The following is a 12,677-nucleotide window of genomic DNA, read 5'->3' on the forward strand; positions in this document are numbered from 1 at the left end:
CTATCCTACGAACCGGGAGCCGGTTGTGGACCGGCTTGACAGGTCACCAGCGGCCGAGAGCAACGTTGAGGACGGCGAGTGCCGCCGGGCCGGCGGACGACGTTCGCAGAACTGTGTCTCCGAGCCGCACCGCCCGGGCTCCCGCAGTGGTCAGAGCGGCGAGTTCTTCCTTGCTGATTCCGCCCTCGGGCCCGACGACGAGAACAATGTCCCCACCGGATCCGTCGGACGCAGGGTCGAAGTCGGAGAGCTTGTCTGTTGCGGTCGGCTCGAGCAGGAGGACGCGGTGCTCAGCTGCCATCGAGGCCAGTGCCGCCGTGCTGACGATCTCGTCGACGGACGGGACGAACGAACGGATGCTCTGCTTCGACGCTTCGCGGACGATGGTTTCCCAGCGCGCCCTGCCCTTCTCTTTCTTCTGCCCTTCCCACCGGGAGACACTGCGTGCCGCGGCCCACGGGATGATCCGCGAGACGCCCAGCTCTGTTGCCGCCTGGATCGCCAGTTCGTCGCGGTCACCCTTGGCGAGTGCCTGCACGAGAACCAGGCCAGGGGCCACCGGCGCGTCCTCCCGAACGGAGGAGACACGAACGCCCACCCGGCCGGCCTCGATGGTCTCGATGACTCCCCAGGCGAGCAGCCCCCTGCCGTTGCCGACGAGAAGGTCGTCGCCGACCTTCGCCCGACTCACCGTCGTCACGTGCTTCGCCTCGGGACCGGAGAGCTCGATGAGCTCTCCGGCCCGCGATTCAGAGAGCGCCTCGTTCAGGTAAAGGTTGGCCACGCGCTAGCCCAGGAACTTATCGCGAAGCTTCGAGAACAGGCCCTGCTGGAAGTGACCCAGCTGGGTGTCCTGCTGCTTGCGCCCGGCCGCGAAGGCCTTGATGAGTTCCTTCTCTCGGTGGTCGAGTTTGGTCGGCGTGACGACCTGGATGCCGATGCGCAGGTCACCCCTGCCGTTACCGCGCAGTTTCGTCACACCGCGGCCCTTGATGGTGAGGACCTCGGAGCTCTGGATTCCCGGCTTGAGATCGAGATCGACATCACCGTCGAGCGCGTGGATTGTGGTCTCCACGCCGAGGATGGCATCCGTCATCTGCACGTCGAGCGTGCAGAGCAGGTCATCACCGTTGCGGCTGAAGATCTCGTGGTTGCGGACCTTGATCTCGAGGTACAGGTCACCGTGGGGTCCACCGGCCTGGCCGATTTCTCCGCTGCCCGGCATCTGCAGCCGCAGTCCGGTGTCGACACCGGCTGGGATGTCGACGGGCACCGTGCGGCGGGCGCGAACCCGGCCCTGGCCCTGGCAGGTGACGCACGGCGAAACGATGATCGTTCCGTAGCCGCGGCAGCTTCCGCAGGGGCTCGACGTCATCACGTTGCCGAGGAGCGAGCGAACGGCGCGCTGGATCTGGCCGGAGCCGTGGCAGATGTCGCAGGTGATGGGAGAGGTTCCCGGCTGGCAGCACGAGCCCTGGCAGGTCTCACACAGCACTGCGGTGTCGACCTCGAGGTCGCGGTGCGTGCCGAAGATGACCTCGTCGAGGTCGATCTCCACGCGGAGCAGCGCGTCCTGGCCGCGTTCGCGGCGGGACTTGGGGCCGCGCTGCTGGGTTTGGCCGCCGAAGAAGGTATCGAAGATATCGCCGAAGCCGCCGAAGCCACCGGCCGCTCCCTGGCCGGAGCCGCCCATGTCGTACTGCTGGCGCTGCTTGGCGTCGCTGAGCACGTCGTAGGCGTGCGTGACCTGCTTGAACCGCTCAGAGGCATCCGCCCCGGGATTGACGTCGGGGTGCAGTTCTCGTGCGAGCCTGCGGTAAGCCTTTTTGATCTCGTCGGTTGTCGCCTCGCGGGACACTCCGAGTACTTCGTAGTGGTCAGCCACTCATGGCCTTTCGTTGTCTGGGAAGCACATGTGCTCGACGAGCTTCCTGGGTATTTCGCGCCGAGCCGCGCGCAAGTGTGACTAGTTGTCGCCGATCTGGCGCGAGAGGTAGCGGGCTACCGCGCGAACGGCGGCAAGGTTGTTCGAATAGTCCATTCTCGTCGGTCCGAGGACCCCGAGCCTGGCAAGTTCGCCAGCAGAGGAACGATAGTTGCTTGTGATGATCGACGTCTCACCGAGACCGAAGGACGCGTTCTCACGGCCGATGCTCGCCGAGACGCCGTTGGCATCCGTGTCCATCTCGCTGAACAGCCGAAGGAGAACCACCTGCTGTTCCAGTGCCTCGAGGACCGGGTAGATGCTCCCGGAGAAGTCGTCTTCGGTTCTGGCGAGGTTTGCGGCGCCGGCCATGATCAGCTTGTCGTGGCGGTACTCGCCGAACTGCTCAGCGAGCGCGGACGTGATCCGCGCCATCAGTTCCTTGTCGAGCTGCGGGCTCGACTCGACGAGCGAGTCGAGCGTCGACGACGCCTCCTCGACCGGGAGTCCGACGAGCGACGAGTTCACGCGGGTCTTGATGGACTCGAGCAGTTCCTGTTCCACAGGATCGCGGATCTCGACGACCCTCTGCTCGACACGACCGGTGTCCGTGATCAGCACGGTCAGCAGCCGGTGATCGCTCAGAGCCACGATCTCGACGTGCCTGACCGTCGCACGGGCGAACGACGGGTACTGCACGATCGCGACCTGGTTGGTGATCTGCGAGAGCAGCCTGACCGTGCGGACGAGCACATCATCGAGGTCGACTGACTGGCCGAGGAACGCCTCAATCGCCTGCTTCTGGGCTGCGGACAACGGCCGCCGCTCAACGAGCTGATCGACGAAGAGCCGGTAACCCTTGTCTGTCGGGATCCGCCCTGACGACGTATGGGGCGCACTGATGAGGTCTTCCTCTTCGAGCTGGGCCATGTCGTTGCGAATGGTGGCGGCACTCACACCGAAAGAGTGACGATCGACGATCCCCTTCGAACCGACGGGCTCACGGCTTGCGACGTAATCCTCGACGATCACGCGAAGCACTTCGAGGCTTCGTTCGGAGACCATGTCCGTCTTCTCCTTCGCTGGTTTCGGGCGTTGATTCTGGGCGTTGATTGTGGGCACTGACTCGCGGATGCCGCACGCGGAGTCGGCGTTGGCACTCCATACTCCTGAGTGCTAATTCTAGCGCGGAGACACGCCGCGTCGTAATTGCGCTCAGCGTTGCCTGTATGGGGGCAACGGCAGTACCGTTGGGTACCACAAGGCGCACACCCCCGCGGACGTTCGTCGACGCGGCTGATACCCAGCGTCCCCCTCATCGAAAGGCCATGCCATGACCGACCCCAACACGCCTTCCCAGCCCGATCCGTCACATGGACAGGGCCAGGACGGCGGACAGGTGCCACCCAGCTACCAGGGAGGGCCGGTTCCACCGCAGCAGCCATACGGTGCACCGCAGCAGCCCCCGTACGGCGCACCGCAGCAGCCGCCATACGGCGCACCACAGCAGCCATACGGCCAGCAGCAGTACGGCCAGCAGCAGTATGGGCAGCAGCAGTACGGCGGCCCCACCCCGCTGACGCAGGCCGATGACAAGCTGTGGGCGTCGCTCGCTCACTTCGGCGGCGCGCTCGGAGCCTTCCTCGGCGCGGGAACCGCCGGGTGGATCGCCCCGCTGGTGATCTACCTGGTCTTCAAGGACCGCGGACCTTTCGCTCGCCAGGAAGCCAAGGAAGCGCTGAACTTCCAGCTCACCGTGACGATCTTCGTCATCGGCCTGTACATCCTCGGCGCGCTGCTCACGGTCGTGCTTATCGGGCTGCTGCTGTTCCCCGCCGCCTGGATCGTCGGCGTGCTCGGCATCATCTTCGGCATCATCGGCGGTGTGAAGGTCAACAACGGTGAGGCATACCGCTACTTCTTCGCGTTCCGCATGGTGAAGTAGCCCACCCACTCGTCAGGCGGTCAGCCGCCGAACGACAACGTCGGCCAGGAGCCGCCCCCGCAGGGTCAACTCGATTGTCCCGGCGAGGGCGGCTCTGGCGTTAACCAGGTCGTCGGCGATCAGGCCGGCCACGGCGACCCGGGCCTCGCTCGGGAGCGACCGCACGGCGATGCCCTCACGGATCCGGGCCCCGAGGAGAACACGCTCGAGCTCGCGGGCCTCCGGATCGAGCGTTTCCCTGCCTACCGCGGGAGACACGCCCTCGGCGATCCGGCCGGCGTACGCCGCAGGATGCTTGACGTTCCACCAGCGCACCCCGCCGACGTGGCTGTGTGCGCCAGGCCCGATCCCCCACCAGTCCTGGCTCTGCCAGTAGGCGAGGTTGTGCCGTGAGCGCGATGACGGCGAGGTCGACCAGTTGCTGACCTCGTACCAGGAGAAACCCGCGTCGGCCAGCCGGGAGTCGATCAACTCGTACATGTCGGCCTGGAGATCCTCGTCCGGCAGCGCGAGGAGTCCTGACCTGATCTGCCTGGCCAGCTTGGTTCCCTGCTCGACGATCAGCGAATACGCCGAGATGTGATCCGGCTGCGTCGCGAGCGCGGCATCCACTGACACGCTCCAGTCGTCGATGGTCTCACCGGGAGTGCCGTAAATCAGGTCGACGCTCACCTGGAGGCCGGCCTCTTTGGCCCAGTCGACCACGAGGGGTACGCGCTCGGGGTCGTGGGTCCGCTCCAGGGTGGCGAGCACCCGCGGAACCGCTGACTGCATGCCGAACGACACACGAGTGAACCCTGCGTCGGCGAGCTGGCGGAGGTACTCGGCATCGACAGAGTCAGGGTTCGCTTCGGTCGTGATCTCTGCGCCAGGCGCAATGCCGTGGTGAGCGCGAACAGCATTCAGCATGCGTACGAGGTCGGCGGCCGGGAGCAGGGTCGGCGTTCCGCCGCCGAAGAACACGGTGCTCACCTCGCGGCGTGGAACGCCGGAGTCCCGAAGAACCCGTGCGGCGAACGCGACCTCGGCGGCCGCCTCGTCGGCGTAGTCGGACTGTTTGGCGCCGCGCAGCTCCGTCGCGGTGTAGGTGTTGAAGTCGCAGTAACCACACCGCACGCGGCAGAACGGCACGTGGAGGTAGAACGCGAGCGACCGCGACTGAGCGCCGTCAGCAACGGATGCCGGAAGGCATCCGTCTGGCGGAGCGGGATCACCGAGCGGAAGCGGGCCGGCCATCAGTGTGTCCCGGGTGTGTGACGAATCACCTAGCTGGCCGGGCCTGTCCACAACGGCGAGAGTGCGCGGAGGTACGCGGTCGTCAGTCGTTTGTGGCGCAGGGTCATCAGCGGCCGGAGGATCCGGTAACGCAGTGCGAGCGGCCGTTTGAACGACCGGACCTGGAACCAGACCGAGTCGTCCTCGCGGCGTTCGATGCGGAACGCGTCTTCGCCGCTCACGCGCTTGCCACCGACGGTTCCGTATGCGAACGCGACGACGTTGGGCTCGTCGATGAGGTAGACAACCCTGATCTGCTCATCGACCGTGAACGAGCCGATCCTGCCGTGCAACCGGGCGGTGGTGCCCGACGTGATGTATGGCGTGCCGTCAGCGCCGAATCGCTGCTCGGTGGAGACATGGATCGCTTCGAGCGGCGAGCCGTCTTCGGCGTAGCGGATTCCGCCGTAACTCTCACCCGAGCTGGCCTGGACGTCGTCGACGCGAAGGCCGGCGCCGCGCTGCACAGCCCAGGTCAGAAGCGAGGTGGACGCCGCCTCAAACCGTTCAGCTCCGCTGCCCAGGCGAATGGATGCCTCGTAGGGCACGAATCCCTGCGGCGGGTACTGCATGAGGTCGTGCGCCTGGGTGGCGCCGACCGCGGCGTAGTCGACGGGCTGGTCTTGAAAGTTACTCCGGCGCACTTACTTCTTTTCTTTCGCGACCTCGGTGTCACCGCTCAGTGCGGCGATGAACGCTTCCTGAGGCACTTCGACACGACCGACCATTTTCATCCGCTTCTTGCCCTCTTTCTGCTTTTCGAGGAGCTTGCGCTTGCGGCTGATGTCTCCGCCGTAGCACTTGGCGAGAACATCCTTGCGCATGGCCCTGACCGACTCCCTCGCAATGATACGAGCGCCGATGGCGGCCTGGATAGGCACCTCGAACTGCTGGCGAGGGATGAGCTTCTTCAGCCGTTCAGTCATCAGCAAGCCGTAGGCGTACGCCTTGTCACGGTGCACGATGGCGCTGAACGCGTCGACCTGCTCGCCCTGCAACAGGATGTCGACCTTCACGAGGTCTGCGGTCTGAGAACCGGACGGCTCGTAGTCCAGCGACGCGTACCCCTGCGTGCGGCTCTTGAGGTGATCGAAGAAGTCGAACACGATCTCACCGAGCGGCATCGTGTAGCGCAGCTCAACGCGGTCTTCTCCGAAGTACTCCATGCCGAGGAGCGAACCCCGTCGGCCCTGGCACAGCTCCATGATCGTGCCGACATAGTCCTTCGGCGCGAGGATGCCGACCTTGACCATCGGTTCCTCAACCGACACGATCTTCCCGCTGGGAAACTCACTCGGGTTGGTGACGGTCACGGTCTTCTTGTCGTCGGTCGTCACTTCGTAGGTCACGCTCGGCGCCGTAGCGATGAGGTCGAGGTTGAACTCGCGCTCGAGGCGCTCGGTGACGATCTCGAGGTGCAGCAGGCCGAGGAAGCCGCAGCGGAAGCCGAAGCCGAGAGCGACGGATGTCTCCGGTTCGTAGTTGAGCGACGCATCGGAGAGCTTGAGCTTGTCGAGAGCGTCACGGAGAACCGGGTAGTCACTGCCGTCGATCGGGTACAGACCCGAGAAGACCATGGGCTTGGGATCGGTGTAGCCGGGAAGCGGGTCTGTGGACGGCTTCAGCGCGGTGGTGACCGTGTCACCGACCTTCGACTGGCGGACGTCCTTCACACCGGTGATGAGGTAGCCGACCTCGCCGACACCGAGTCCCTGGGTAGGAACGGGCTCGGGTGAGCTGACGCCGATCTCCAGCAGTTCGTGGACGGCGCGCGTCGACATCATCTGGATGCGTTCACGCGGACTGAGGTGCCCGTCGATCATTCGCACGTAGGTGATGACGCCGCGGTAGGTGTCGTAGACGGAGTCGAAGATCATCGCGCGGGTCGGAGCGTTCGGGTCACCGACGGGGTGCGGGATCCGCGCGACGACACGGTCGAGCAGCTCTTCGACGCCGACACCGGTCTTGCCTGACACCTTGAGCACGTCATCGGGCGAGCCGCCGATGAGGTTCGCGATTTCCTTGGCGTACTTGTCGGGGTCAGCGGCCGGAAGGTCGATCTTGTTGAGGACCGGAATAATCTCGAGGTCGTTCTCCATCGCGAGGTACAGGTTCGCAAGCGTCTGTGCTTCGATGCCCTGTGCGGCGTCGACGAGAAGAATGGCACCCTCGCACGCGGCGAGAGAACGGGACACCTCGTAGGTGAAGTCGACGTGGCCGGGAGTGTCGATCATGTTGAGTGCGTAGGCCTGGCCGTCAACCTCCCACGGCATCCGCACGGCCTGGCTCTTAATGGTGATGCCGCGCTCGCGTTCGATGTCCATGCGGTCCAGGTACTGGGCCCGCATGTCGCGGTCGCTCACAGCGCCGGTGACCGACAGCATCCGGTCTGCCAGCGTCGACTTGCCGTGGTCGATGTGCGCGATGATGCAGAAGTTGCGGATGAGCGACGGGTCGGTAGCGGCAGGCTCGAGTGCCTTCGCAGCTTTGGGGCTCACGCGTTCCTCAGTGTCTCGTTGTGGGGTGGACTAACTCCCTATTGTCCCATGCCCCGGCCTCGCGTCGAGCCGCGACCGCGACGAAGCTCCCCGGCCGAGGTGTCAGCCTCTGGCATCGCCATTCGGGAGGGTGCAGGATGTGGGAATGGCCGCGTCCCCTCCGATCGTCCTCGTACATGGCATCCGTACGTCCGGAACCATGTGGCGCGCGCAGGTCGAACAGTTGCGCGCCTCGGGGTTCGACGTGACCGCGATCGACCTGCCCGGTCACGGCACACGAATGGCAGAGCCGTTCAGCATCGAGGCCGCCCACGCCGCCATCGACGACGCCATCGACGCGTTTGGTCGGCCGGCGCTGCTCGTCGGGTTGTCGCTCGGAGGCTATATCGCCATCGACTACGCAGGCAGCCACCCCGACCGGGTTGCCGGGCTGGTCGCGGCGAGCTGCCTCACCCTCCCCCGTGGGCCGGGCCTCTGGGGTTACCGGGCGCTTGCCCGGCTCATTCACCGCCTGCCGGACCGCGGCGCGTGGCTCAATGACACGATGGCACGACTGTTCCTGCCGCCAGCGGGGTTCGCCGACATGGCCGCTGGCGGCGTGGCGCTCGACGTCATGGATACCGCCCTCGGGGCGGTCGGCCGGCTCGACCCGATCGGAAGCCTCGCCCACTACCCGGGTCCTGTGTGGTTCGTCACGGGGAGCCTCGACCATTTCCGGCTCAACCAGAGAGCGTTCGCTGCCGCCAAGCCGCAGGCATCCGTCGTCGTCATCCGCGGGGCCACCCACCTCGTGAGCCTCATCAAACCGGAGGATTTCACGAGGGCGATCACGGATGCCGCTGCGACGCTGGGCGCGCAACCGTCGGAGATTTCCGGTAACAGCTGACGACTGGTAGAGTGACGTGTTGACTTGCGTGTGGATTACTCCGCACGATTTTCGTCGGAATGCGCCCTCTCTCGCTGACCGGCACTTCCATTCAGAACACAACGAAAGCGTATAAACGTGGCAAATATTAAGTCGCAGATCAAGCGAATCGGAACCAACAAGAAGGCAACCGAGCGCAACAAGGCGGTCAAGAGCCAGCTCCGTACCGTCGTGCGCCAGGCCCGCGAAGCCATCGTTGCCGGTGACAAGGTCAAGGCTGAGGCAACCGTGAAGGCCGCCGCCAAGAAGCTTGACAAGGCCGTGAGCAAGGGCGTCATCCACAAGAACCAGGCTGCGAACCGCAAGTCGGCTCTCGCCAAGAAGGTCGCGTCGCTCTAAGCGTCCCTCCGCTTCGGTCCAGGGTTTCGACCCGGTCCAATAGAAAAGGCCCCGCTTCGGCGGGGCCTTTTCTATTGTCTTCGGTCCGCGCTTCTATCGTGGGGGTCGTCCCGGGCGGGGTCGGCGCTGGTGGGGTCAGCGCTGGTCGGGTCAGCGCGGCAGCCGGCCGCGTCCGGAGACGGTGTGCACCATGCGCTCGAGCGCGTAGACCGGGTCGCGGCCCTCGCCTTTGACGCCGGCGTCGGTGTCTGCGAGCACCTGGAGGCACCTGCCGAGGCCCTCGTCGGTCCAGCCGGAGAGATCGCGGCGTGCGCGGTCGACCTGCCACGGTGCGAGCCCGAACTGACGGGCGAGGTCAGCGGACGAACCGCGACCGCCCTGAATCTTCGCCATGGTGCGCAGTTTGCTCGCAAAAGCAGCGACGATCGGCACGGGGTCTGCGCCGGAGGCAAGCGCGTGCCGCAGCCCGACGAGCGCCTCGGCGTAACGGCCCGCGATCGCGGCGTCTGCCACCGCGAACGCGTTGGTCTCGACCCGGCCGCCGTAATACCGGGTCACCGTCGCCTCGGTGACCTCCGATCCGCTGTCGGCAATGAGCTGGGCGCACGCGCCTGCGAGTTCGGCCAGATCATCGGAGAACGCGGCGACGATCGCCCGCAGCGCTGCAGGGCGGATGGACTTGCCCGCTGCCTTGAACTCGGCCGCGGCGAAGTCGAACTTGTCGGTGTCTTTCTTCAGCTCGGCGCAGACCACCTCGATGGCGTTCGCCTTGTTGGCGCGAACGGCATCGAGAAGCTTCTTTCCTCGCACCCCTCCCCCGTGCCTGAGTACGACGTAGGCACCCTCGGCGGGCGATTCGAGGTACGAGAGCGCATCGAGAAGAAACGCGTCAGAGCATTTCTCGACGTTCGAAACACGAATGAGCCGCGGCTCGCCGAACAGTGACGGGCTGGCGAGGGTGATCAGTTCACCGGGCGCGTAGCTGTCTGCCTGGATGTCGTTGATCTCCAGGCTCGGGTCTTCGGCCTTGAGGAAGTCACGGAGGATCCTCGTCGCACGCTCCGCCAGGAAGCCCTGGGTCCCCGAAACGAGGACAATGGGTGCCGGGCGGACCTGATTCCAGCTCAGGTGGGGAATCGCGACCTTCGTCGCCGTTCGAGCGGATGACCCGCCTCGTGCAGCTGCCACAATTCACCGTCCTCAATCACTCCAAGCTTACCCGCGCGCACCGACAGACTCAGTGGCAGCCTGGCTCCCCGCGCTCGGTCCAGACCGTAAGGGTGTCGCCAGACGGCGCGACGACGACGAGGCCGCACTCATCGGTCCGCAAAGGCGCGGTGCCCGCTGCCCGCAACGCGCCCAGGAGCGTCGGGGCCGGATGGCCGTAGTCGTTGTCAGCACCGACGGAGACCAGCCCGACCCTCGCGGCGATCGCCCGGTACAGCCGCCCGCTCTGGTCGGCTGACCCGTGGTGGGCAACCTTGACGAGGTCGACGGTGCCGCGAACAGTCCGCGTCGCGAGCAACGCCTCCTGCGCGCTCTCCGACAGGTCGCCGAGAAACAGCGACCGGATGCCGTCACCGTCGAATTCCAGGACCACACTTCCGTCGTTTCCCGAGGGCGGCTGTTTGGTTGCGCCCGGAGGCCAGAGCACCTGCCAGCCGAGAGCGCCGAGCCTGCCGGAGTCGCCGGCAGCCACCTCGATGACCGTCGCCCCTCCCTCTGTGAGGTCGCGGAGCATCCGTTCGTCCGCCGCGTTCTCGGGCGGTGGAGTGAGAACCCTGTCGCTCCGGGACACCACTGCGGCGACGCCGCCGACGTGGTCGAGGTCGAAGTGGCTCAGAACCAGCAGGTCGATCCGACCGATGCCGAGGCGGTCGAGGCAGCGCCCGAGAGACGCGGGATCCGGTCCGGTGTCGACGAGAGCCGTGGCTCCCCGGCTGCGGATCACAACGGCGTCGCCCTGACCGATGTCGCACGCTGCGTAACTCCACTCCCGCGGGAGCGCCAGCTGTGGTCCGACCCGATCGGCCAGCAGGGTGCCGGCGTATGCGCCCACGATGACGACCAGCAGTGCGGCCAGCGCTGTGGCGGCGGTCCGGTTCTTCCGCGCCACGGCGATCATCGCCCCGATCAGCACAACGGTGACCGCCACGAGTGCGAGGGCACCGCCGACCCCGGTCAGCCACGGCAAACGTGACGCGGGAAGCGACGACACCGTCGTTGCGATCCCGGCGATCCACGACGCGGGCACCCAGCCGAGCCACAACGCCAGCCAGGACAGCGGTGGCAGTACGCCAGCGCTCAAGCACGCGAGCAAGCCGAGCAGGGTCGCCAGAGGCGCCGCGGGGGCAGCGAGCAGGTTGGCCGGTACGCCGTAGAGCGGGAGCGACGCGTCCAGGGTGATGACCACCGGTTGGCAGGCGAGCTGCGCGGCCAGCGGGATGGCGATGCCAGCGGCCACGGGTTGGGGCAGCCACGTCGAGAGGAACGCCGCGATCGGCCGCGTGAGCATCAGGAGTCCGGCGGTGGCGAGCACGGAGAGCACGAACCCGTAGCTTCGTGCGATCCATGGGTCGCCGATCACGATGATGAGCACGACGAGGCTGAGCACGGGCAAGCCCGCGGCCGGTCGACCGCTGCCGAGCGACAACAGCACCGCGACGGCCATGAGCGCCGCCCGGACGACGCTCGGCTCGGGCGTCACGAGGATCACAAACAAGCCAAGCCCCACGAGTCCCCCGACGATCCTGAGCCACCGTGGCGCGCCCACGCCGGACAGGACAAGGACGATCACGGCGACGATCACGGCACAGTTCGCGCCGGATACCGCGGTGAGGTGACTGAGCGAACTGGCAATCATGTCACTGTCAAGATCCTCGGACACCCCCGTGGTGTCGCCGATCGCGAGCCCTGGCAGGAGTTCTCCCCCACGGCCGGGCAACTCCCCGGCTTGCTCGGCAAACGCTGCGCGCATGTCCGGCGCCCAACTCAACCAGGCGGGCGGCGGGGTCACCGGTGTGACCTCGCCAAGGGCGAAGATCAGGGCCGCGGCCTGTTCTCCCGGCGGTGTCCGCCTGGCCTGCCCGACCAGCGACACTCGCTCACCGATCGAGGCCAGTTCGTTCGACCCCGCCTCCGCGAGCACGACGACGGGAACGGACACCGACGCCGTCCGACCTCCCGCCGTCAGTTCGGTCACCGTCCCCCGGATCCGTTGTTCCGTTCGACGCTGTTCACCGGTCTGGGTCGACCGGTCCCACGGGGTCGCCGAATTTCGACTCTGCAGTTCCGTCTTGTCGGTCACCGTGAGAGTGACGCTGACTGGCCGTCCGGAGTCGATGGCGCCGCTCAACAGGGGCGGCGAGCGTGATGCGTCGCGGACGGCGATGACGGATGCCACGAGCGCAACACCGAGCAGAGCCACTGCGAGCAACCCCAGCCAGCTCCTTGCCTCGGCCAGCCGCCGTCCTCCGATCCGTCGGCACGCCCGCGGAGGCCGCCGGCGAGCGGGACTTTGACCGCATCGTCCCTGACGTGCTAGGAGCCCGATACAAAGCAGAGTGAGCAGCATCCCGGCGGCTGCGACACCATCGGCGATTGCGGGAACGCCGACCATCACGGCGGCCCCAATCCACGTTGCCGCTGCGGGCAGGACAAGCCGGTGCTCAGAGGCCAGCACTGTCATCATGGCTACACGACAGGGTCATGCCGTCCAGCCAACCTGCTCTCGGAACTGGTGGCTCGGGCGCGACCTCACTGTGCACAACC

11 protein-coding genes are annotated in these 12,677 nt (G+C 66.3%); 3 read left to right on the forward strand and 8 right to left on the reverse strand.

Going from position 1 to position 12,677, the window contains the following annotated elements; all coding sequences use genetic code 11:
• Positions 1-43: 43 nt before the first annotated feature.
• The 3 genes from AC1X6S_RS02885 to hrcA all read right to left on the reverse strand — a co-directional run bounded on the left by AC1X6S_RS02885 (position 44) and on the right by hrcA (position 2,989).
• Complete coding sequence (locus tag AC1X6S_RS02885) at positions 44-784, reverse strand: 16S rRNA (uracil(1498)-N(3))-methyltransferase (RefSeq protein ID WP_483404308.1); 741 nt, start codon at positions 782-784, stop codon at positions 44-46.
• Positions 785-787: 3 nt separating this feature from the next.
• The gene (gene dnaJ, locus AC1X6S_RS02890; protein ID WP_483404309.1) at positions 788-1,885 is read right to left on the reverse strand and encodes a molecular chaperone DnaJ; all 1,098 of its coding nucleotides are present in this window, start codon (positions 1,883-1,885) and stop codon (positions 788-790) included.
• An 81-nt stretch (positions 1,886-1,966) separates the two neighbouring features.
• Positions 1,967-2,989: a heat-inducible transcriptional repressor HrcA gene (gene hrcA, locus AC1X6S_RS02895; RefSeq protein ID WP_483404310.1), complete on the reverse strand. Its 1,023-nt coding sequence runs from the start codon at positions 2,987-2,989 to the stop codon at positions 1,967-1,969.
• A 268-nt stretch (positions 2,990-3,257) separates the two neighbouring features.
• Here hrcA and AC1X6S_RS02900 point away from each other — a divergent pair, with 268 nt between their 5' ends.
• Complete coding sequence (locus AC1X6S_RS02900) at positions 3,258-3,869, forward strand: DUF4870 domain-containing protein (protein ID WP_483404311.1); 612 nt, start codon at positions 3,258-3,260, stop codon at positions 3,867-3,869.
• A gap of 12 nt (positions 3,870-3,881) precedes the next feature.
• Here the strand turns inward: AC1X6S_RS02900 and hemW are convergent, their stop codons facing one another.
• From hemW to lepA, 3 genes are read right to left on the reverse strand one after another with little or no spacing between them, the layout of a single operon-like run.
• On the reverse strand, positions 3,882-5,105 hold the full coding sequence (gene hemW / locus AC1X6S_RS02905; protein WP_483404312.1) for a radical SAM family heme chaperone HemW: 1,224 nt from the start codon (positions 5,103-5,105) through the stop codon (positions 3,882-3,884).
• A gap of 29 nt (positions 5,106-5,134) precedes the next feature.
• Positions 5,135-5,788, reverse strand: a complete 654-nt coding sequence (locus tag AC1X6S_RS02910; protein ID WP_483404313.1) for a DUF1990 family protein — start codon at positions 5,786-5,788, stop codon at positions 5,135-5,137.
• Positions 5,789-7,642 (reverse strand): translation elongation factor 4, encoded by a 1,854-nt coding sequence (lepA, locus tag AC1X6S_RS02915; protein ID WP_483404314.1) that lies wholly within the window; start codon positions 7,640-7,642, stop codon positions 5,789-5,791.
• A 145-nt stretch (positions 7,643-7,787) separates the two neighbouring features.
• Here lepA and AC1X6S_RS02920 point away from each other — a divergent pair, with 145 nt between their 5' ends.
• Together AC1X6S_RS02920 and rpsT are read left to right on the forward strand one after the other, a co-directional pair.
• On the forward strand, positions 7,788-8,528 hold the full coding sequence (locus AC1X6S_RS02920) for an alpha/beta fold hydrolase (RefSeq protein WP_483404315.1): 741 nt from the start codon (positions 7,788-7,790) through the stop codon (positions 8,526-8,528).
• A gap of 117 nt (positions 8,529-8,645) precedes the next feature.
• Entirely contained in the window at positions 8,646-8,906 is a 261-nt protein-coding gene (gene rpsT / locus AC1X6S_RS02925) for a 30S ribosomal protein S20 (RefSeq protein ID WP_108391200.1), read from the forward strand.
• Between the two features lie 150 nt (positions 8,907-9,056).
• On the opposite strand, the gene holA is transcribed toward rpsT, so the two are convergent.
• Together holA and AC1X6S_RS02935 are read right to left on the reverse strand one after the other, a co-directional pair.
• Entirely contained in the window at positions 9,057-10,097 is a 1,041-nt protein-coding gene (holA, locus tag AC1X6S_RS02930) for a DNA polymerase III subunit delta (RefSeq protein ID WP_483404965.1), read from the reverse strand.
• Positions 10,098-10,143: 46 nt separating this feature from the next.
• Positions 10,144-12,333, reverse strand: a complete 2,190-nt coding sequence (locus AC1X6S_RS02935; protein WP_483404966.1) for a ComEC/Rec2 family competence protein — start codon at positions 12,331-12,333, stop codon at positions 10,144-10,146.
• Positions 12,334-12,677 lie beyond the last annotated feature (344 nt).

The organism is Mycetocola sp. Y442 (assembly GCF_056898615.1).